This window comes from Pseudomonas sp. GM30, assembly GCF_000282275.2.
In the GTDB taxonomy this organism is placed as follows: domain Bacteria; phylum Pseudomonadota; class Gammaproteobacteria; order Pseudomonadales; family Pseudomonadaceae; genus Aquipseudomonas.
This window is the reverse complement of the sequence record NZ_AKJP02000004.1, coordinates 136,919-158,491: the sequence shown is the minus strand read 5'-3', so window position 1 is coordinate 158,491 and position 21,573 is coordinate 136,919. Positions and strand designations below refer to the sequence as shown.

The 21,573-nt window shown below is 61.3% G+C and carries 20 protein-coding genes; 10 read left to right on the top strand and 10 right to left on the bottom strand.

All coding sequences use genetic code 11. The features are described from left to right. Positions 1-7: 7 nt before the first annotated feature. On the bottom strand, positions 8-955 hold the full coding sequence (locus tag PMI25_RS03845) for a choline ABC transporter substrate-binding protein (RefSeq protein WP_007962644.1): 948 nt from the start codon (positions 953-955) through the stop codon (positions 8-10). A 436-nt stretch (positions 956-1,391) separates the two neighbouring features. On the opposite strand from PMI25_RS03845, the gene PMI25_RS03840 reads away from it, so the two are divergent. Beyond that, positions 1,392-2,768 carry an L-serine ammonia-lyase gene (locus tag PMI25_RS03840; protein ID WP_007962642.1) on the top strand — a complete coding sequence of 459 codons (1,377 nt, stop codon included), beginning with the start codon at positions 1,392-1,394 and terminating at the stop codon, positions 2,766-2,768. Positions 2,769-3,291: 523 nt separating this feature from the next. Beyond that, on the top strand, positions 3,292-4,395 hold the full coding sequence (locus PMI25_RS03835; RefSeq protein WP_007949927.1) for a GlxA family transcriptional regulator: 1,104 nt from the start codon (positions 3,292-3,294) through the stop codon (positions 4,393-4,395). Positions 4,396-4,548: 153 nt separating this feature from the next. On the opposite strand, the gene PMI25_RS03830 is transcribed toward PMI25_RS03835, so the two are convergent. From PMI25_RS03830 to PMI25_RS03805, 6 genes are all read right to left on the bottom strand, one after another. Further along, positions 4,549-4,812, bottom strand: coding sequence for a hypothetical protein (locus PMI25_RS03830; protein ID WP_007962640.1), 264 nt, complete (start codon positions 4,810-4,812; stop codon positions 4,549-4,551). A 398-nt stretch (positions 4,813-5,210) separates the two neighbouring features. Beyond that, a complete protein-coding gene (locus PMI25_RS03825; protein ID WP_007962638.1) occupies positions 5,211-6,371 on the bottom strand; it encodes a gamma-butyrobetaine dioxygenase in 1,161 nt (386 codons plus the stop codon). A gap of 23 nt (positions 6,372-6,394) precedes the next feature. Then, positions 6,395-6,871, bottom strand: coding sequence for a thioesterase family protein (locus PMI25_RS03820; protein ID WP_007962636.1), 477 nt, complete (start codon positions 6,869-6,871; stop codon positions 6,395-6,397). Positions 6,872-7,050: 179 nt separating this feature from the next. Next, positions 7,051-8,016 (bottom strand): L-carnitine dehydrogenase, encoded by a 966-nt coding sequence (locus PMI25_RS03815; RefSeq protein ID WP_007962634.1) that lies wholly within the window; start codon positions 8,014-8,016, stop codon positions 7,051-7,053. Between the two features lie 142 nt (positions 8,017-8,158). After that, complete coding sequence (locus PMI25_RS03810) at positions 8,159-9,046, bottom strand: 3-keto-5-aminohexanoate cleavage protein (RefSeq protein ID WP_007962632.1); 888 nt, start codon at positions 9,044-9,046, stop codon at positions 8,159-8,161. Positions 9,047-9,122: 76 nt separating this feature from the next. Then, positions 9,123-10,067 carry a choline ABC transporter substrate-binding protein gene (locus PMI25_RS03805; protein ID WP_007962631.1) on the bottom strand — a complete coding sequence of 315 codons (945 nt, stop codon included), beginning with the start codon at positions 10,065-10,067 and terminating at the stop codon, positions 9,123-9,125. A gap of 191 nt (positions 10,068-10,258) precedes the next feature. Here PMI25_RS03805 and PMI25_RS03800 point away from each other — a divergent pair, with 191 nt between their 5' ends. Then, on the top strand, positions 10,259-11,203 hold the full coding sequence (locus PMI25_RS03800; protein ID WP_007962630.1) for a GlxA family transcriptional regulator: 945 nt from the start codon (positions 10,259-10,261) through the stop codon (positions 11,201-11,203). 83 nt (positions 11,204-11,286) lie between these two features. On the opposite strand, the gene PMI25_RS03795 is transcribed toward PMI25_RS03800, so the two are convergent. From PMI25_RS03795 to PMI25_RS03785, 3 genes are all read right to left on the bottom strand, one after another. Next, complete coding sequence (locus PMI25_RS03795) at positions 11,287-11,703, bottom strand: DUF3010 family protein (RefSeq protein ID WP_007962629.1); 417 nt, start codon at positions 11,701-11,703, stop codon at positions 11,287-11,289. Between the two features lie 28 nt (positions 11,704-11,731). Continuing rightward, positions 11,732-12,055, bottom strand: a complete 324-nt coding sequence (locus tag PMI25_RS03790; protein WP_007962628.1) for a helix-turn-helix domain-containing protein — start codon at positions 12,053-12,055, stop codon at positions 11,732-11,734. Positions 12,056-12,158: 103 nt separating this feature from the next. Then, positions 12,159-12,560, bottom strand: a complete 402-nt coding sequence (locus tag PMI25_RS03785) for a lysozyme inhibitor LprI family protein (protein ID WP_007962627.1) — start codon at positions 12,558-12,560, stop codon at positions 12,159-12,161. Positions 12,561-12,794: 234 nt separating this feature from the next. Here PMI25_RS03785 and PMI25_RS03780 point away from each other — a divergent pair, with 234 nt between their 5' ends. From PMI25_RS03780 to PMI25_RS03750, 7 genes are all read left to right on the top strand, one after another. Beyond that, positions 12,795-13,772, top strand: a complete 978-nt coding sequence (locus PMI25_RS03780; protein ID WP_007962626.1) for a dipeptidase — start codon at positions 12,795-12,797, stop codon at positions 13,770-13,772. Between the two features lie 209 nt (positions 13,773-13,981). Further along, the gene (locus tag PMI25_RS03775; RefSeq protein WP_007926354.1) at positions 13,982-14,512 is read left to right on the top strand and encodes a DUF5943 domain-containing protein; all 531 of its coding nucleotides are present in this window, start codon (positions 13,982-13,984) and stop codon (positions 14,510-14,512) included. Positions 14,513-14,527: 15 nt separating this feature from the next. Then, positions 14,528-16,588 carry a dimethylglycine demethylation protein DgcA gene (gene dgcA / locus PMI25_RS03770; RefSeq protein WP_007962624.1) on the top strand — a complete coding sequence of 687 codons (2,061 nt, stop codon included), beginning with the start codon at positions 14,528-14,530 and terminating at the stop codon, positions 16,586-16,588. 156 nt (positions 16,589-16,744) lie between these two features. Then, positions 16,745-18,694, top strand: a complete 1,950-nt coding sequence (dgcB, locus tag PMI25_RS03765) for a dimethylglycine demethylation protein DgcB (protein WP_007962622.1) — start codon at positions 16,745-16,747, stop codon at positions 18,692-18,694. After that, positions 18,694-19,914, top strand: a complete 1,221-nt coding sequence (gene etfA / locus PMI25_RS03760) for an electron transfer flavoprotein subunit alpha (protein ID WP_007962621.1) — start codon at positions 18,694-18,696, stop codon at positions 19,912-19,914. Before dgcB ends, etfA begins: the two co-directional genes overlap by 1 nt. A gap of 10 nt (positions 19,915-19,924) precedes the next feature. Then, positions 19,925-20,695 (top strand): electron transfer flavoprotein subunit beta, encoded by a 771-nt coding sequence (gene etfB, locus PMI25_RS03755; RefSeq protein ID WP_007962620.1) that lies wholly within the window; start codon positions 19,925-19,927, stop codon positions 20,693-20,695. A gap of 221 nt (positions 20,696-20,916) precedes the next feature. Then, positions 20,917-21,483 (top strand): GNAT family N-acetyltransferase, encoded by a 567-nt coding sequence (locus PMI25_RS03750; RefSeq protein WP_007962619.1) that lies wholly within the window; start codon positions 20,917-20,919, stop codon positions 21,481-21,483. Positions 21,484-21,573 lie beyond the last annotated feature (90 nt).

Here is a 21,573-nt window from a genome sequence, read left to right as displayed (position 1 = left end):
AAGGCAATTACTGTGCGAGCTTGGCTTTCACGGCTTCCAGGCCAGGTTTACCGTCAATGGTGGTCACGCCAGCGAGCCAGGTATCGAGCACCTGTGGATTCTTTTTCAGCCAGGCCTTGGCGGCCGCTTCAGGCTTCATCTTGTCGTCGAGGATGTTGCCCATCAGCTCGCTTTCCATGTCGACGTTGAACTCCAGGTTTTTCAGCAACTGGCCGACGTTGCTGCATTCGGTGGAGTAGCCCTTGCGGGTGTTGGTCGCCACGGTTGCAGCGCCGAAATCAGGGCCGAAGAAGTCATCGCCGCCGGTCAGGTATTGGATCTTGAAGCGCTTGTTCATCGGGTGCGGCGCCCAGCCGAGGAAGACCACGGCGGTGTCGCGTTTCTGCGCGCGATCAACCTGCGAGAGCATGCCCGCTTCGGACGATTCGACGACCTTGAAACCGGCGTCCTTCAGACCGAAGGCGTTCTTGTCGATCATGCTCTGGATCAGGCGGTTGCCGTCGTTGCCAGGCTCGATGCCGTAGATCTTGCCGTCGAGTTCCTTCTTGAATTTGGCGATGTCGGCGAAGTCATGCAGACCCTTGTCATACAAGGCTTGCGGCACGGCGAGGGTGTACTTGGCGCCCTTGAGGTTGGTGCGCACGGTTTCCACGGTGCCGGCATCGCGGTAGGCCTTGATGTCGTTTTCCATGGTCGGCATCCAGTTGCCGAGGAACACGTCCATGTTCTTGCCGTCGGCCAGCGACTTGTAGGTCACGGGCACGGAAATCATGGTGGTCTTGGTCTTGTAGCCGAGGGCGTCGAGCACCACCGAAGTGGTGGCGGTGGTGGCGGTGATGTCGGTCCAGCCGACATCGGAGAAATTCACGGTACTGCACTGCGCCGGTTCTGCGGCTTGAGCCAGTAACGGCAGACTCAGCATGGCGGCCAACAACAACGACGGGGAACCTTTCATGGATGGACTCCTTGGTGTTTTTTTTGGCAGTGTTCCGACTGTGGACCACCGCACTTATAGGTTGCGGTTGGATGGCGTTCTGGAGACAGCTCTACCACGGCGCCTTGCAATCGAGTCATAACGATCATGTACCAGTGAAAATCTGACGCCTACAGGGTGGGTCGTATCCAGTACAGGGATGGTCGCATCCAGTGTCAGTGACGTCGTTTACAGCTTTTTTCTGCCCCGTTTGGCCATCTGAACCGCATAAAAACGGCGAAAACACGGGAGGAAACCGGCACGGCGTTGGTGGGCATGAGTGCGTCGGTGTCAGACGCCGAGCGACCTGACAAAAGCCTGATGATGCGGGCATTCCGGCGGATCGCAGCTTGAGCGTAGCAGCTCCGCCAGCGGGCGCTTAACGCCCGGGAACGGCATCCTCAGGAGCTCTGCAGCAATGGCTATCAGCGTTTTCGACCTGTTCAAAATCGGCATCGGCCCATCCAGTTCCCACACCGTCGGCCCGATGCGCGCCGCCGCCCTGTTTGTCGAAGCGCTGCGCGACCGGCACCTGCTCGAACAGGTACGGCGTATAGAAGTGCAACTGTTCGGCTCGCTGTCGGCTACCGGTATCGGCCACGGCAGCGACAACGCAGTGATCATGGGCTTGATGGGCGAGTGGCCGGACGCAATCGACCCGTCGCAGATCGGCCCGCGCATTCAGGCGCTGCGTGAAACTCACACGCTGTTATTGGATGGTCGTCTGTCGGTGCCGTTTGTCTGGGCTCGCGACATGCGCCTGATCGACGAAAACCTGCCGTTCCATCCCAACGCCATGACCCTGGTTGCCGAAGGCGATCATGGGGAGATTCATCGCGACACCTACTATTCGGTCGGTGGCGGTTTTGTGGTGGATCAGGCGCAGGCATCCAGCGGGGTGGTCGATCTGGATCGCACCGAATTGCCTTATGACTTTTCCAGCGCGGTGGAACTGCTGCAGCTGTGCCAAAAGAACAACCTGCGCGTCGCCGAACTGATGATGGCCAACGAAAAGGTCTGGCGCAGCGAAGAGGAAATCCGTGCCGGGCTGATGAAGCTGTGGCGGGCGATGCAGGATTGCGTCGAGCAGGGCCTCAAGCACGAAGGCATCCTCCCCGGAGGTTTGAATGTGCGCCGGCGCGCGGCGAAATTGCATCGCAGCCTGCAGGAGTTGAACAAGCCCAACGTGATCGGCTCGACCCTCAGTGCCATGGAGTGGGTCAACCTGTTTGCTCTCGCGGTCAATGAAGAAAACGCCGCGGGCGGGCGCATGGTCACGGCACCGACCAATGGCGCGGCGGGGATCATCCCGGCGGTGTTGCACTACTTTATGAAGTTCAGCGAAGCGGTCACCGACGCCAACGTGGTCGACTACTTTCTGGGCGCGGCGGCGGTGGGCATTCTGTGCAAGAAGAACGCCTCGATCTCCGGTGCCGAAGTCGGCTGCCAGGGCGAAGTGGGTTCGGCCTGCGCGATGGCGGCGGCGGGACTGGCGGAGATCCTCGGCGCGACGCCTGAGCAATTGTGCAACGCGGCGGAAATCGGCCTGGAACATAACCTTGGTCTGACCTGCGATCCGGTCGGCGGCCTGGTGCAGGTGCCGTGCATCGAACGCAATGCGATTGCCGCGGTGAAGGCGATCAACGCGGCGCAGATGGCCCTGCGTGGCGATGGTCAGCACTTCATCTCGCTGGACCGGGTGATCCGTACCATGCGCGATACCGGCGCGGACATGCATGACAAATATAAAGAGACCTCACGGGGTGGTCTGGCGGTTAGCGCCGTAGAGTGCTGAATCAGCAAGACCGAGTTGAATTCTTCGCGAGCAAGCTCGCTCCCACAGGTGAACGCATTCCAAATGTGGGAGCGAGCTTGCTCGCGAATGCGTCAGACCAGTCAAAACTGCTCGCTAACGGAACACACATAACCGCAGGCGCCACCTTTTAGCGCGTCGCAATCAGATAAGAGCCTTTCCCACCCACAGCGCATCCTTCGCGCTGCTTACCGTCCGTCACCCGTGCTTGCGGTGACACTCTGAAACAACCCCGCGCAAGCCTGTTCCCACAAGTGCTACCGATCTGCTCACAGGCAGCGGGGCAGGGCTCTCGACGCCGCTGATGGCACTTCGAAACACCCTGTGTCCGACGTCTTGAATAGACACGTCGCGACGTCGTTTTCAGGAGTTATTGAACAGCCATTCAATTTTAGGCATGGCAATTGCTCTGTCATAACAAAGCCCGTCTCCCACGCGAGAACGCCGGCAATAACAAGAGCCTCCGCCTGAGGCCATCACCCGCTTTGTGTGAGGAGATACCGCGATGACGTCGTTCAACTCCGGGGCCCAACCCCAGAACCGTGCGCCTCAATCCATCGGCTTTCTGCTGCTGGACAATTTCACGCTGATTTCTCTGGCCTCCGCAGTCGAACCCCTGCGCATGGCCAACCAATTGTCCGGTCGTGAGCTGTATCGCTGGAGCACCCTCACCGTCGATGGCGGCCAGGTGTGGGCCAGTGACGGTCTGCAAATCACCCCCGACGCCTCCATGCACAAAGCCCCGCCCCTGGACACCGTGATCGTCTGCGGCGGTATTGGTATTCAACGCACCGTGACCCGTGAACACGTGTCATGGCTGCAAAGCCAGGCGCGTCAGTCCAAGCGTCTCGGTGCGGTGTGCACCGGCAGTTGGGCTTTGGCTTGTGCCGGTCTGCTCGACGGTTTCGATTGCAGCGTGCACTGGGAATGTCTGGCAGCGATGCAGGAAGCGTTTCCGCGCGTGGCCATGAGCACTCGCCTGTTCACCCTCGACCGTAACCGTTTCACCAGCTCCGGCGGCACCGCGCCACTGGACATGATGCTGCACCTGATCAGTCGCGATCACGGCCGTGAGCTGTCCGCCGCGATCTCGGAAATGTTCGTCTACGAACGCATCCGCAACGAGCAGGATCATCAGCGTGTGCCGCTCAAGCATATGCTCGGCACCAACCAGCCGAAGCTGCAGGAAATCGTCGCGCTAATGGAAGCCAATCTGGAAGAGCCGATCGACCTCGACGAACTGGCGGTGTACGTCGCCGTGTCGCGTCGACAGCTGGAGCGGCTGTTCCAGAAATACCTGCACTGCTCGCCGTCGCGCTACTACTTGAAGCTGCGCCTGATCCGCGCGCGGCAGTTGCTCAAGCAAACGCCGATGTCGATCATCGAAGTCGCGTCGGTGTGTGGTTTCGTCTCGACGCCGCACTTCTCCAAGTGCTACCGAGAATACTTCGGCATTCCGCCGCGTGACGAGCGCGTAGGCTCCAACACCACCCAGCAAGTGGCGATGCTGCCGCTGCCGCAGGCGATCGTGATGTCGCCACTGTCGGGGCCGATGTCGGCGTTGAGTCAGGCGCGTAATGAGTCGACGTTTGCCAGCGTAAGGCTGTAGACCGGACCGTTTTTGTGGCGAGGGAGCTTGCTCTCGCTCGGGCGCGAAGCGCTCGTTAAACCTGCGAATGCGTTTTATCTGGAATAGAGCATCTGCCGGTTTGGGGCCGCTTCGCGGCCCAGCGGGAGCAAGCTCCCTCGCCACAGTTACTTGTCAGGCGCTATGGCTTTGCTGGTAATCCGCCAACGCCGGCAACAACTGCTTGTCGATCGCCTGGCGCACTGCAGGCTGGATACTGGCGCCGCTGGTGTACATGTCCTTGACCATCTTGCGCAATTCAAACGCGCGAACATTGTCCAGACCACGCACCGCACACTCACAGGCCTGCTCGGCGGTCGAACCGCTCGGCACTTGAAAACCCAATGCCTTGAGCTGGCCCAACAAGTCTTCCTGATCGATCAAATCGGCATACATCATGGCGCGCTTCCTTCTTCGGCAACGGAGGTCGTGACTCGATTCTGGTGGGCATGTGGAGGCACGGCAAGGGCGATTTGTCGCAGTGGCTGCGACGGCTATGAACAGGTCGTTTTCGGCTAACTGACCGCCCGGGGGAGTGGGCACACTGGACCCAGCTTGCTACACGACGGTTTGGTCACCCTCGACTGGCAGCTCCTCAACAGTACCCTCTGCCCCGATCCTGTCACGGCTTGTATCGGGGCTTTTTTTGGTCTGTGAATAAGAGAAGTCCGAGTTGTTTTTTTGCTGACGCCATCGCTGGCAAGCCAGCTCCCACAGGTTTTGGGTCTGGTCACTTATTTGTCATCGACGCCGAACCCTGTGGGAGCGGGCTTGCCCGCGAAGAACGATGACGCGGTTTACCTTTGCAACACCAGAATCCGCGACAACAACTCATCCCGATCGATGTAGCAGCCCTGGAAATGCCGCGCCCCGGTGGCCGGGTCGAACGCATTGCGCGCATGCAGTGTACGGCGGTTATCGAAGCACCACAGCTCACCCGGATTGAGCCGCTGCATCAGCCTAAACCGTGGCTCGCGGGTCATCGCAATCAAGCGCCGATAGGCGCGATACAGCAGCGGCATCTGCTCCACCGACGTATCGAATGCGCCGCGCAGAAAGTTCGCCATGCGCACCTCCGCAACCCGGCCCAGCGCATCCAGCGCAATGATCGGCGCCAGGCAGCGATAGTCGCTGTGGCGGTCCTTGTTGCGAAACTCCACGGGGATTTCGCACAGCGCCTGAAACAACTCCGGCGCCTCCTGACGCAACGCATCGGCAATCGCAAAACCGTCGACAAAAATGCTCTCGCCACCCTCGGCATCATTCACCAGGCAATGCAGAAATTGCAGCCCCGGTTGCAGCTCGCGAGTCGGCAAGTCGGTGTGCAGCGGCAGGTTGAAAGCGGTGTAGGCGTTGCTGTCGGCATCGGCTTTGGACTGCACGTTGAACAGCACGCCGAAGTTGCTCTCGCGGATGAACGAAATGCGCTGGGCGATCAGCTTCAGTGAACCGGGTTCGGTGGGCACGCCGCGTACTTGCGTCAGGCCGATGTCGCGCACCGCGATCAGCCATTGCAGCAGCGCGTTGTTGTCGTTCATCAGCGCTGAATATTCGAATACCGGTAGCTGCAAATCGCTGCGCCACAGGTAAGCCTTGGGTTTGGCCGCCAGACGTTCGGCGCGGGACTCGTCGTCATAGGCGTGCGCGCGCAGCCAGCCCGGATCGAAGCGACTGCGATGGCCGTCCTGCCAGTCGATCTGCAGACAGCCGTCGCTGTCGATGTGCGCGTTGGCGGGGACGAGATCCGGCGCAGCATCGACGATCTCGAATACCTGTTCGCGGGTGACGTTGTAGACGCACTGTTCGCACGGGCAGTTATCTCGCAACCAGACGTGATGGAACGGGCTGACGCGGCCGTCGGCCCAGGCAAGTGAAACGCGATCCGCCAGGTTCTGCACGCCGCTCAGCGCGCTGATCAACGGATAAGTACGGAAATCGGCAACAGCAGCAGTGTGCATGGCGGCTCCTTGCGTGGGAGGGATTAACGGGCGGGTGGCAGAGCGATGACGCGGCCGATGTAAGCCGGGACGGGCAGATCGACTTGCTCGGCGGCGATGGCTTGCAGGCGGCTCAAGGTGTCCGGGGTGAACGGCGCGGAACGTGGGCCGGCGAGATCGACGTGCAACAGCATCTGCTCGTTACCGGCCAGTTCCTTGTCGTCGCCAGCGAGGTGCAGGCTGTGATAGAGGTGCAGGCGTTTGCTGTCGTGACCGATGATCTGCGTGCGCACCTCGACCTCGGCGTCGAGCTTCACTTCGTGCAGATAATTCAGATGCAGTTCGAGGGTGAACAACGAGTGGCCGCTGGCTTCGCGGTTGTTGCTGTCCATGCCGAGACGGTCCATCAGCGCGTCGGTGGCGTAACTGAAAATCAGCAGGTAGAAGGCGTCGCGCAGGTGGCCGTTGTAGTCGACCCAGTCGAGGATGATGCGGGTTTGGTAGGTGGTGAGGGTGGGCATGGTTGAACTCCATAGATCGCTGGCGTAATGCACATTGTGGCGAGGGAGCTTGCTCCCGCTGGGCTGCGCAGCAGCCCTGAAACCTCTGATCGCGGTGCGTCGGTCAGACAGCATTCGCTGGTTTTACGACCGCTTCGCGGCCGAGCGGGAGCAAGCTCCCTCGCCACAGGGGAAGGCGATTACTCGCTGAAACTCATCCCGTGCTTTTCCTTGGTGGTCTTCACCGCCTCCAGCACCGCCAGCAGGCAGTCATCACGATAGCGCTCCAGCGCCGAAATGCTGTGGCGACCGAGCTGATCGCTGGTGCCATCGACCACATCGTCGATCAGCTTGTCGGTCAGTTCCGGTGCCGGCAGATAAGTCCACGGCAACTGCAACGCTGGGCCGAACTGCGACATGAAGTGACGCATCCCCGCGTCACCGCCGGCCAGCGTATAGGTCAGGAACGTGCCCATGAACGACCAGCGCAGCCCGGCGCCAAAACGGATCGCGTCGTCGATCTCGCCAGTGGTCGCCACGCCGTCGTTGACCAGGTGCAGCGCCTCGCGCCACAGCGCTTCGAGCAGACGGTCAGCGATGAATCCCGGCACTTCCTTGCGCACATGCAGCGGGCGCATGCCGAGGGATTCGTAGACTTTCATCGCCGCTTGCACGGCCTCGGGCGCGGTGTTCTTGCCGCCGACCACTTCCACCAGCGGCAGCAGGTAGACCGGGTTGAACGGGTGACCGACCACGCAGCGTTCAGGGTGGGTCGAGCTCTCGTAGAACTCGCTCGGCAACAGGCCGGAAGTGCTGGATCCGATCAGCGCATTGGGCTTGGCTGCTGCGCTGATTTTGCTGTGCAGATCGAGTTTCAGCTCGAGGCGTTCCGGGGCACTTTCCTGAATGAAATCGGCATCGCGTACGCACTCCTCGATGGTTGCGACAAAACGCAGACGATCCTGCGAAGCACCGGGCGCCAGACCGTTTTTCTCCAGCGCGCCCCAGGCATTCGCCACGCGTTTGCGCAGCGCAGCTTCGGCGCCGGGCGCCGGGTCCCAGGCCACCACGTCGAGGCCATGGGCGAGGGCTCGCGCGACCCAGCCGCTGCCGATGACACCGCTGCCGAGGGCGGCGAAGGTTTTGATGTCGGTGATAAAGCTCATGGTGATTTCCTGAATAGTTCGGCGATCAACTGTGGGAGCGAGCTTGCTCGCGAAGGGGGCAGTACATCCGCAGCATGTTCATCAGCAGAGCCACCGCATTCGCGAGCAAGCTCGCTCCCACATGGTTTTGGTGTGAGTTTGACTAGCCGCGCTGGGTCAGGCCCATCTTCTTGCGGCCTTCAGCCGGGGTCAGCACCCGGGCGCCGAGGCGGCTGAGGATCTCGGTGGCGCGTTCGACCAGTTGGCCGTTGGTCGCCAGCACACCCTTGTCCAGCCACAGGTTGTCTTCCAGGCCGACCCGCACGTTGCCGCCGAGCAGTACCGCTTGCGCGGCCATCGGCATCTGCATGCGGCCGATGCCGAACCCGGCCCACACCGCATCGGCGGGCAGGTTGTCGACCATGGCTTTCATGGTGGTGGTATCGGCCGGCGCGCCCCACGGGATGCCCAGGCACAGCTGGAACAGCGGGTTGTCGAGCAAACCTTCCTTGATCATCTGCTTGGCGAACCACAGGTGGCCGGTGTCGAAAATTTCCAGTTCGGCCTTCACCCCCAGCTCGGTGATGCGCTTGGCGCCGGCGCGCAGTTGCGCCGGGGTCGAGACGTAAATGGTGTCGCCGTCGCCGAAGTTCAGCGTGCCGCAATCGAGGGTGCAGATTTCCGGCAGCAGTTCTTCAACGTGGGCCAAACGAGTCAGCGGGCCGACCAGGTCGGTGTTCGGGCCGAACTCCATCGGGTGCTCGCCGGCACCGATCTCCAGGTCGCCGCCCATGCCGGCGGTGAGGTTGACGATGATGTCGACATCCGCCTCGCGGATGCGCTCCATCACTTCGCGGTACAGCGCCACGTCGCGGCTGAATTTGCCGGTCTGCGGGTCGCGCACATGGCAATGGACGACGGTGGCGCCGGCCTTGGCCGCTTCTACTGCAGCCGCGGCGATCTGTTTTGGGGTGACCGGCACGTGGGGGCTTTTGGCGGTCGTGTCGCCAGCACCGGTGAGTGCGCAGGTGATGATGACGTCGTGGTTCATGGTGCGGTTTCCTTCAGGCGTGATGGGTCTGTCCGCAGCCCTTTTCGGGGCTGCGAAGCGTGTGTTCGGACTTGGGTTATTTACTGGTCAGTTGCAGGTTTTCAGCGGCCGGTTTGCCGTCGAAAGTGGTCACACCGTCAAGCCAGCGCTGCTTGTCTTCGGGGTGATCCTTGAGCCACTGTTTGGCCGACTCGAAGGCATCCTTGTGGTCGAGCAGCGGTTGCATCATCCGGCTCTCGTCTTCGGCGGTGAATGTCAGGTTGCTCAGCAGGCGGCCGACGTTCGGGCACTGCTCGGCGTATTTCGGCGCGGTGACCGTCCACACCGTGGCCATCCCTTCGTTCGGGCCGAGGGCGTCTTCGCTGCCAGTGAGGTAAGTCATCTTAACGTTGACGTTCATCGGGTGCGGCGCCCAGCCGAAGAACACCACGGCCTCCTTGCGGCGTACGGCGCGGTCAACGGCGGCGAGCATTCCGGCTTCGCTGGACTCGACCAGCTGGAATTTGCCGAGGCCGAACTGGTTCTTGGCGATCATCGCCTTGATCTGCGTGTTGGCGCCCGAACCCGGCTCGATGCCGTAGATCTTGCCGCCCAGTTCCTTCTCGAATTTGGCGATGTCGGCGAAGGTTTTCAGGCCCTTGTCCGCCAGATAGGTCGGCACCGCGAGGGTGGCGCGGGCGTCCTTCAAGCTTGGCGCCGGCAGGACCTTGACCTGATTGGCGTCGACGAACGGGGTGATGGTCTGGGTCATCAGCGGGTTCCAGTAACCGAGGAACAGGTCCAAACGCTGATCGCGGATCCCGGCGAAGATGATTTGCTGGGACGCGCTGGTCTGTTTGGTGTTGTAGCCGAGGCCATCGAGCAGCACTTGGGTCATGGCACTGGTGGCGATCACGTCGGTCCAGTTGACCACGCCCATGCGCACGTTCTGGCACGAGGCGGGTTCGGCCGCCATGACGCTGGCGCTCAAGAAGGCGGTACCGCTGAGTGCAAGAACACAGCTGCTGATCAGTCGTTTCATGTCGGGTTCCTCGGCAGGTCGTTATTGTGAGTTCCGGCATCTGGCGTGCCGGTGATGCAAAGTTACGCAGCAACGGCCCCGTGAAAGCGCACTGCGGCGACTGGCATTTGCACTGTAGCGACCTGCGCGCTTGAACGCCGCCGCCAAACGGCGTATCAACGATCCACGCTACCCGCTAACCGAGTGCGCACATGTCCCAGGATTTCTACTTTCTGCTGATGCCGGGGTTTTCCGCCATCGGCTTCATCTCCGCGATCGAACCGTTGCGGGTGGCCAACCGTTTTCGCGGCGAGCTGTACCGCTGGCACGTGCTCAGCGCCGATGGCGGGGCGGTGCTGGCGAGCAATGGCATGTCGGTCAACGCCGACGCGGCGCTGGAGCCGCTGAAGAAAGGCGCGACGTTGCTGGTGGTGGCCGGATTTGAACCGCTGAAGTTCGCCACGCCGACTCTTGAGCACTGGCTGCGCCGGCTGGACAACGAAGGCGTAACCCTCGGCGCCATCGACACCGGCAGTTTCGTCCTCGCCGAAGCCGGCCTGCTCGACGGCCATCGCCTGACCCTGCACTGGGAGGCCATCGACGCGTTCAAGGAATCTTATCCACAGCTCAGCGTGACCCAGGAACTGTTCGAGATCGACCGGCGGCGCATCACCTCGGCGGGTGGCACGGCATCCATCGATTTGATGCTCGACCTGATCGCCCAGGTCCATGGTCCGCAACTGGCGATTCAGGTCAGCGAGCAATTCGTATTGGGGCGGATCCGACCGCGCAAGGACCACCAGCGTATGGAAGTCGCCACGCGCTACGGCATCAGCAACAAGAAACTGGTGCAAGTGATTGGCGAGATGGAACAACACAGCGAACCACCGCTGACCACGCTGCAACTGGCGGAATCGATCAAGGTGACGCGGCGACAGCTGGAGCGCTTGTTTCGGCTGCATCTGAATGACACGCCGAGCAATTTCTACCTGCGCTTGAGGTTGGAAAAGGCCCGACAGTTGCTGCGCCAGACCGATATGAGCGTGCTGGAAGTCAGCATCGCCTGCGGCTTTGAATCACCGTCGTATTTCACCCGCAGCTACCGCGCACGCTTCGCCCGCTGCCCCCGCGAAGACCGGCGTACTGCCCAGGCCTGAAATCAAAAGATCGCAGCCTTCGGCAGCTCCTACAGGAAATGCATTCCAATGTAGGAGCTGCCGAAGGCTGCGATCTTTTGAACTTACTTCTTCACCAACGCCGAACACGCCGCCTTGTAAGCCTCATGCTGATACTTGTTCAACGTCCCCGGCAGCTCAAAGTTGTGCTTCTTGGCCTGCGCATTGATCGTCTGCGGCGACAATAGCGTTACCTCGCACCCATCCAGCAACTGAAACACACCCTCGATCTTGAACGTGGTCGGCCCACCGGCAAACTCGCCCTTCTTGCTGCGCTTCTTGATCGCAATCCGGTCAATGGAATGCTCGCGCACAAACGAAGCGACCTGCGCCGCGAAGCGTTTGACGTTGGCCGCTTCGTCATCATCGTCGAGGGCGATTTTCTTGGTGTTGAGCGCCACATGGCTCAGCGCTGCCCCGTCAAGGGAGGCCACGGCGATGATCGCTTCGCTGCCTTTGATTTCGATGCCGCAGATGTTCATGGGAATTCCTTTGAATGAAGAGGGCAGCTTACAGCTCAAGCTGATTGGCGGTGATACTGAACGCCGCAGCAATTTTCTCGCGGGTTGCCTTGCGTGGCTTCGCTACTGTTTCCTGTTGAGCGAACGCCGGCTGGGAAATTCCCAGACGTTTCGCCACTTCTTCCTGAGTCAGATTCAGGTGTTCGCGCCAGGCACGGATCGGCGTCGCCCCGTCGACCATGCGACTGACCACCTCATGCGGGATCAGATCGGGCTGCAATTTCTGCGCAACGTATTGAGCGTAGGGAATGACTACGAAGGCAGGGTTGCCTTCGGCATCGTTGATGATTTGGATGTCGACAGATTGAGTCATGGCACCGGAAATATAAGTCTTTTATAAGATTTTCGAATCTTTACTTATATTTTCCAGTCGGCCAATCAACAACGTTTGTCGGCATGTTGCCGAACTTCCCGAATCACTCCTGCCCAATCGACTCCAGAAACTCCGACCGTTCGTCACTCATCCGTGCCACACAGTCATTCTGAGCAATCTTGAACGCCTTGCTGCCATCGGTGGCGGGGAAGGCTTCCACGGCGCAATCGGCGTCGCGGGTTTTAAGCCATTGTTGCTGGGCGGTTTTGAGTTTGGCGGTGATGTCCGCCAGTTGCGCGGCGTTTTTGCCGTAGGTGGCCTGCATGCGTTCGTTGAGGCTGGCGTAGTTGTCCTTGAGCAGGTCCTCGGCGGTGCTGCGGCTGTAGGTCGAGCATTCCAGGGTCTGGACGTCGTTTTCCACCGCGTCGCACGGGTTGTTGTCGGTGTCTTCGGCGGCGTGTACGCCGGTCGCAATCAGTGCCAAAGCCAGGAAGATCGATTTCATGGTTGTCGCCGCTCTAATCCAGTGGTGTATCCAAGATGCGCCAGATTCTGGCTCAAGCTGGCGGGCTTGAACAGGTAGCTGATCGGGGCGCCTGGCGACCCTTTGTCGCGGATTGACGCTTTCGGCAATTCCCCTGTCGTTTTTGCACCCGGTCGCCCCGGCACCGAGGCATATGCTGGCCCCAAAGCGCCGGCAGACGATTCGGCGCATGAATCGCCAATAAGGGGACGCCTGATGAGCCCAGCCGAATTACACGCCGACAGCATCGTTATCGACGGTCTGATCATTGCCAAATGGAACCGCGAGCTGTTCGAAGACATGCGCAAGGGCGGTCTGACGGCGGCCAACTGCACCGTGTCGGTGTGGGAAGGCTTTCAGGCGACCGTGAACAATATTGCCGCCAGCCAGAAGCTGATCCGCGAAAACAGCGACCTGGTGATGCCGGTGCGCACCACCGCCGACATCCGTCGCGCCAAGGAGCAGGGCAAGACCGGCATCCTCTTCGGCTTCCAGAATGCCCACGCGTTTGAAGACCAGATCGGCTATGTCGAGGTGTTCAAGCAGCTCGGCGTCGGCATCGTGCAGATGTGCTACAACACCCAGAATCTGGTCGGCACCGGTTGCTACGAACGTGACGGCGGCCTGTCGGGCTTCGGCCGCGAAATCGTCGCCGAGATGAACCGCGTCGGCGTCATGTGCGACCTGTCCCACGTCGGTTCCAAGACGTCCGAAGAAGTCATTCTCGAATCGAAAAAGCCGGTCTGCTATTCCCACTGCCTGCCGTCGGGTCTGAAAGAGCACCCGCGCAACAAGTCCGATGCTGAACTGAAGTTCATTGCCGACCACGGCGGTTTTGTCGGCGTGACCATGTTCGCGCCATTCCTCGCCAAGGGCATCGACTCGACCATCGACGATTACGCCGAAGCCATCGAATACACCATGAACATCGTCGGCGAAGACGCCATCGGCATCGGCACCGACTTCACCCAGGGTCACGGCCAGGACTTCTTTGAATACCTGACCCACGACAAGGGCTACGCCCGTCGTCTGACCAGCTTCGGCAAGATCATCAACCCGCTGGGCATCCGCACGGTCGGCGAGTTCCCGAACCTGACCGAAACCCTGCTCAAGCGCGGCCACTCCGAGCGCGTGGTGCGCAAGATCATGGGCGAGAACTGGGTGAACGTCCTGAAAGACGTCTGGGGCGAATGAATAACTCTGGAGCCTACTCCGCTCGCCGATAGCTGCGTCAGGTCCTCGCGCCAAACTCGCCGTACGTCCCGTACTGTCTCGCTTGTCGCTCCGGTCCTTGCTCTCGACGTGCTCGCTACGGCTCCAAAGTCATTCATACGGCTTGTTTATAAGAGCAGAGCAAAAGCTTTGCTCGGCACCAACCACGAATTTTCTGGAGTTAAGTTTCCATGGCCAAGATCGCCCCGCAATTGCCAATCGAAGTCGACAGCGAAACCGGTGTCTGGACCTCCGACGCCCTGCCGATGCTCTACGTGCCGCGTCATTTCTTCGTCAACAACCACATGGGTATCGAGGAAGTGCTGGGCGCCGACGCCTATGCCGAAATCCTCTACAAGGCCGGCTACAAGTCCGCTTGGCACTGGTGTGAAAAAGAAGCCGAATGCCACGGCCTGGAAGGCGTCGCGGTGTTCGAGCACTACATGAAGCGCCTGTCGCAACGCGGCTGGGGCCTGTTCAAGATTCAGGACATCGATCTCGACAAAGGCACCGCCAGCGTCAAGCTCGAACACTCCGCGTTCGTCTACGTGTACGGCAAGGTCGGGCGCAAGGTCGACTACATGTTCACCGGCTGGTTTGCCGGCGCCATGGACCAGATCCTCGCCGCTCGCGGCAGCAAGATTCGTACGGTTGCCGAGCAAGTCTACGGTGGCTCCGAAGAAGGCCACGACGACGGCCTGTTCACCGTCAAGCCGTTGTAAGTCGAGGAACCCGCCATGGCTTTCGAAGCAATGTTCCAGCCGATCCAGATCGGCAAACTGACCATCCGCAACCGTGTGCTCAGCACCGCGCACGCCGAGGTCTACGCGACTGACGGCGGCATGACCACCGAGCGCTACGTCAAATACTACGAAGAGAAAGCCAAGGGCGGGATCGGCCTGGCGATCTGCGGCGGCTCGTCCGTGGTCGCCATCGACAGTCCGCAGCAATGGTGGAGTTCGGTGAACCTGTCCACCGACCGGATCATTCCGCACTTCCAGAACCTGGCCGACGCCATGCACAAGCACGGCGCCAAGATCATGATCCAGATTACCCACATGGGCCGTCGCTCCCGTTGGGATGGTTTCCACTGGCCGACCCTGATGTCGCCGTCGGGCATCCGTGAACCGGTACACCGCGCCACCTGCAAAACCATCGAGCCGGAAGAAATCTGGCGGGTGATCGGCAACTACGCGCAAGCCGCGCGCCGCGCCAAGGCCGGTGGTCTGGACGGCGTCGAGCTGTCGGCCGTGCACCAGCACATGATCGACCAGTTCTGGAGCCCGCGCGTCAACAAGCGTACCGATGAATGGGGTGGCAGCTTCGAAGGCCGGATGAAGTTCGGCCTGGAAGTGCTGAAAGCCGTGCGCGCCGAGGTCGGTGACGACTTCTGCGTGGGCATGCGCATCTGCGGTGACGAGTTCCATCCGGACGGTTTGTCTCACGAAGACATGAAGCAGATCGCCAAGTATTACGACGACACTGGCATGCTCGATTTCATCGGCGTGGTCGGCTCGGGTTGTGACACCCACAACACCCTGGCCAACGTGATTCCGAACATGAGTTATCCACCGGAGCCGTTCCTGCATCTGGCCGCCGGGATCAAGGAAGTGGTCAAGGTGCCGGTGCTGCACGCGCAGAACATCAAGGATCCGAACCAGGCCACGCGCATTCTTGAAGGCGGTTACGTCGACATGGTCGGCATGACCCGCGCGCACATCGCCGACCCGCACCTGATCGCCAAGATCAAAATGGGCCAGATCGACCAGATCAAGCAGTGCGTCGGCGCCAACTACTGCATCGATCGTCAGTATCAAGGTCTGGACGTGCTGTGCATCCAGAACGCCGCGACCTCCCGTGAATACATGGGCGTGCCGCACATCATCGAGAAGTCCACAGGCGTCAAACGCAAAGTGGTGATCGTTGGTGCCGGCCCGGCCGGGATGGAAGCAGCACGCGTCTCTGCCGAGCGTGGCCACGACGTGACCCTGTTCGAGAAGAAAGAATTCATCGGCGGGCAGATCACTACCGCGTCGAAAGCGCCGCAACGTGACCAGATCGCCGGCATCACCCGCTGGTTCCAGCTGGAACTGGCGCGGCTGAAAGTCGACCTGCGTCTGGGCACTGCGGCAGATGCCGACACCATCATGGACTTGCGTCCGGACGTGGTGGTGCTGGCGGTCGGTGGGCATCCATTCCTTGAGCAGAACGAACACTGGGGCGCTGCCGAAGGGCTGGTGGTCAGCAGCTGGGACGTGCTCGACGGCAAGGTGGCGCCGGGCAAGAACGTGCTGGTCTACGACACCATTTGCGAGTTCACCGGGATGTCGGTGGCCGACTTCCTCGCCGACAAGGGCAGCCAGGTCGAGATTGTCACCGACGACATCAAGCCGGGTGTGGCCATTGGCGGCACCTCATTCCCGACCTACTACCGCAGCATGTACCCCAAAGAAGTGATCATGACCGGCGACATGATGCTGGAGAAGGTCTACCGCGAAGGCGACAAGCTCGTTGCGGTGCTGGAGAACGAATACACCGGCGCTAAAGAGGAGCGGGTGGTCGATCAGGTGGTGGTGGAAAACGGCGTGCGTCCGGACGAGGAAATCTACTACGCGCTCAAAGAGGGTTCGCGCAACAAGGGCCAGATCGACGTGGAAGCGCTGTTCGCGATCCAGCCGCAACCTTCGCTGAGCAGCACCGGTGATGGCTACTTGCTGTTCCGCATCGGCGACTGCGTGGCGCAGCGCAATACCCATGCTGCGATCTATGACGCACTCAGACTGTGTAAAGACTTCTAAAGGCTTGCACACAACCCCGTGGGAGCGAGCTCGCTCGCGAAAGCGGTGGATCAGTCGACATCGATGTTGAATGTCAGTCCGCCTTCGCGAGCAAGCTCGCTCCCACAGGAACACGCCGAACGTGTTTCTCCAGGCTGTACCGGTGGGAGCTTCACCATGTTGAACACCCTTCTTCCAATCCTGTTGTTCGCAGCCCTGGCCCTTGCGGTGCTGGGTGCGTTGCGGCGGGTGGCCATGTGGCGTCGGGGCCGGGCCTCGAAGGTCGATCTGATCGGCGGCCTGTTCGCCATGCCCAAGCGTTACATGGTCGACTTGCACCACGTGGTGGCGCGGGACAAATACATCGCCAACACCCATGTCGCCACGGCCGGTGGTGCGGTGGCGTCGATCGTGCTGGCGATTCTGGTGCACGGTTTCGGCCTGCATAACCGCATCCTCGGCTATGCGCTGCTGTTGATGACGGCGGTGATGTTCGTCGGCGCGCTCTTCGTTTACCGGCGCCGGCTCAACCCTCCGGCACGGTTGTCGAAAGGCCCGTGGATGCGCCTGCCGAAAAGCCTGCTGGCGTTCTCGGCCTCGTTCTTCCTGGTGACCCTGCCGGTGGCCGGAATCCTCCCGGAGAACTTCGGCGGCTGGCTGCTGGCAGCGATTCTCGGGCTCGGCGTTTTGTGGGGCGTGTCGGAACTGTTCTTCGGCATGACCTGGGGCGGGCCGATGAAGCATGCCTTCGCCGGTGCCCTGCACCTGGCCTGGCACCGCCGCGCCGAACGCTTTGGCGGCGGTCGTTCCACCGGTTTGAAACCGCTGGATCTGAATGATCCAAGCGCGCCGCTCGGCGTGGAAAAGCCCAAGGATTTCACCTGGAACCAGTTGCTCGGTTTTGACGCCTGCGTGCAGTGTGGCAAGTGCGAAGCAGCGTGCCCGGCCTTCGCTGCCGGCCAGCCGCTGAACCCGAAGAAGCTGATTCAGGACATGGTCGTCGGTCTCGCTGGTGGCACTGATGCGAAGTTTGCCGGTAGCCCGTATCCCGGCAAGCCCATTGGTGAGCACAGCGGCAATCCGCATCAACCGATCGTCAACGGTCTGGTCGATGCCGAAACCCTGTGGTCGTGCACCACTTGTCGCGCCTGCGTCGAGGAATGCCCGATGATGATCGAGCACGTCGACGCCATCGTCGATATGCGCCGCCACCTGACCCTGGAAAAAGGCGCGACCCCGAACAAGGGTGCCGAAGTTCTGGAAAACCTCATCGCTACCGATAACCCCGGCGGTTTCGCTCCGGGCGGGCGGATGAACTGGGCGGCGGATCTGAACCTCAATCTGCTCAGCGAGAAGAAGTCCACCGACGTGCTGTTCTGGGTCGGCGACGGCGCCTTCGACATGCGCAACCAGCGCACCCTGCGCGCGTTCGTCAAAGTGCTGAAGGCCGCGAAAATCGACTTCGCCGTACTCGGCCTCGAAGAACGTGACAGCGGTGACGTGGCCCGGCGTTTAGGCGACGAAGCGACCTTCCAGCTGCTCGCCAAACGCAATATCCAGACCCTGGCCAAATACAGCTTCAACCGCATCGTCACCTGCGATCCGCACAGCTTCCATGTGCTGAAAAACGAGTACGGCGCGTTCGACGGCAACTACCTGGTGCAGCACCACAGCACCTACATGGCGGAAATCATTCAGGCCGGTGCGCTGAACCTCGGTCAGCACAAAGGCAACAGCGTGACCTACCACGACCCGTGCTACCTCGGTCGCTACAACGGCGAGTACGAGGCACCGCGCGAAGTGCTGCGCGCCCTCGGTATCGAGGTCAAAGAGATGCAACGTTCCGGCTTCCGCTCACGCTGCTGCGGCGGCGGTGGCGGCGCGCCGATCACCGACATTCCCGGCAAGCAGCGGATTCCCGACATGCGCATGGACGACATCCGCGAGACTGGCGCCGAGCTGGTGGCAGTAGGTTGTCCACAGTGCACGGCGATGCTCGAGGGCGTGGTCGAACCGCGTCCGCTGATCAAGGACATCGCCGAACTGGTGGCCGACGCGCTGCTCGAAGACGCCGCGCCGAACAAGCCAGCCGCCCCGGCCAAACGTGAACCTGCGGAGGCCCATTGATGAGCGACATTATCCGCCGCGACCCGCGCGCCGAATGGATTGCGCGTAACCGCTTGCACCCGCTGCACGCGGCGATGCAACCGGCGCAACACAGCTGGATGGGCCCCAATGGCGTCATCCGCAAGAATCCGCACGGCATCGGCTTTGTCGGCCCCAACGGCATCAAGCGTATCGATCGCAGCGGCGCGCAGCAGGGCGGGGCGGTCAAACGTTCGGCTGCTGTGGAAGTGCAATTGCCGCTGCATCAGGTACCGGCCCCGGCGTTCTACATCAGCGTGGTGCCAGACATGGTCGGCGGCCGCCTGAGCAGCCACGACCGCGACTTGCTTGGCCTCGCGCATCAGCTCGCGGGCAAGGACGGTGCGGTATTGGCGGTGGTGTTTGGCGAACATAAGGAAAACGCTTTCGCCACTGCAGGCGTGGATCGCTTGCTAGTGCTCGAAGGCGAAGAATTCAGCGGTTACGCACCGGAGCAACGCGTGCAAGGTTTGCGTGCTGTGGATAACCAGTTCAGTCCACGTCATTGGTTGCTGTCGGACAGTCGCAGCGGTGGCGGCGAACTCGGTCGGCGCTTTGCTGCGGCAATCGGCGAACGCCCAGCGACACGGGTCTGGCAGGTCAAGGATCAGGAATGCATCGGTCGCGCAGGCGCAGGCCTGCAAGATCTGGCGCGACCGGTCGCACGCTTGATTCTCGCCGCAGCCGAATGCGCCGAACCGGTCAGCGATACCCGTCACGAAGTCCTGCCAGTGGAGTTATCCACAACGGTAGCGCGCAGCCTGTCGCGGATCGAGGATCTTGGCGCGGTGGCGGTGGACCCGGCGGCGATACCGATGGCCGAAGCCGAGTTCATTTTCTCCGGCGGCAACGGGGTCAAGGACTGGGTGCTGTTCCACCAGACCGCTGCGGCGCTCGGCGCCACCGAAGGCGCCTCGCGAGTCGCGGTGGACGATGGCTTCATGGCGCGTGATCGGCAGGTCGGCGCGTCCGGCACCTGGGTTACCGCGCGGGTTTACGTGGCCGTGGGGATTTCCGGGGCGATCCAGCACCTGCAAGGCATCGGTGCCTGCGACAAGGTGGTGGCGATCAACCTCGATCCGGGTTGCGACATGATCAAGCGTGCCGACCTGTCGGTGATCGGCGAAAGCGCGGAAATTCTTCAGGCGTTGATCGCGGCGGTAGCGGCTTATCGCAACGAAGCCAAGCGCGATGCGGCTTAAGGAACGGGTTATGAGCACAAAGATCATCAGTCTGGTTTCAATCGGCGCCCACCCCACGTCGGGCCGGCCTCGCCGCGCCGAGCAGGATGCCCGCGCCGTGGAGCTGGGCCTGCAGCTGGCTGGGGATAACCTGCAAGTGCTGCATGCCGGGGACGTTGCGGAACCGGCGCTGCGCGCTTATCTGGGCATGGGCCTGCAGGCGATGCACGTGCTGGAGCAGCCCGCAGGCGCGGATGCGTTGCCAGCGCTGATCGCCTATTTGCGCGATGCCGGTGCCCAAGTCGTGCTGACCGGCAGCCAGGCAGAAACCGGTGAAGGCTCGGGGATGCTGCCGTTTTTGCTGGCCGAAGGTCTGGGCTGGCCGTTGGTGGTCGGGCTGGCGCAGGTCGAGTCGATCAGTGACGGTTCGGCGCTGGTCCTGCAGGCGTTGCCGCGCGGGCAGCGGCGCCGGTTGAAGGTGAAGCTGCCGTTTCTGGCGACTGTGGATAACGCTGCGCCGAAACCTCGGCAGAGTGCTTATGGGCCGGCGCGGCGCGGTGAGCTGAATGCCGAAGACGTGGAAGTGCTGGACGATGAATTGCTGGCTGTCGCCACGTTGCAGCCGGCCAAGCCACGGCCGAAGCGCTTGAAAGTGATCAAGGCCAAAAGTGGTGCTGACCGGATGAAGGCAGCTACGGCCAAGGCCAGTGGTGGTGGTGGGCAGGTGCTTAAAGGCGTCACTCCACAAGCCGGCGCCGAGGCCATCCTCAAACTGCTGATCGAAGAAGGCGTGGTCCGCTGACACCCTTCCAATCCGCTTGTGGGAGCGGGCTTGCTCGCGATAGCAGTGTGTCAGGCGACATTGATGTTGACTGAAACGGCCTCTTCGCGAGCAAGCCCGCTCCCACAAGTGTGTGTTCGGCAAGCTGTCATTTGTTGACATGAAAAATCCCCCGCATTCCTTTGCGATCAGCGTCAGCCACAGGTTAAAACACCCGCTCAACCCCCCGAGGAGTCAAGTGAATGACCGTTGAGTTTCGACCTGCCCGGCGCACGGATGCGCGCGACATTGCGCGTTTGTTTCAGATCTCCTCGGAGGGCGCCTCCGATTACATCTGGAGCCAATTGGCGGAGCCGGGCGAGCCATTGCTGGATGTCGGCGAGCGGCGTTATGCCCGCGACGATGTAGATTTTTCCTGGCAGAACTGTCTGATTGCCGAAGCCGAGGGCCGCGTCATCGGAATGATGCACAGTTATGTCACACGCGAAAATCCTGATCCGACACCCCCCACCGACCCGGTGCTGGCGCCTTACGCCGATATGGAGGTTGCGGACACGCTCTACATCTCCAGCCTGGCGCTGCATGAAGGCTGGCGTAATCAGGGCTTGGGCGTGCAGTTTCTTGAGTATGCTCAGGCGCGTGCAAAGCGCTTGGCGCTCAATGGCTTGAGCCTGATCGACTATGCCGCCAATACCGGCGCAAGAAGGTTTTATGAAAGGCATGGTTTCGCCATCGTCAAAACCTGTCAGGTGACGCCTCACCCGATGATCCGGGTGACGGGTGATGCCTATCTGATGCATCGTGCCTGATGCCCGCGAATAACCTACGGTTTGAGAGCACGTTACCCACAATCCCTGTTGGCGGATCTGTGGGTAACGTGTTCACCCATCCCTGCACCC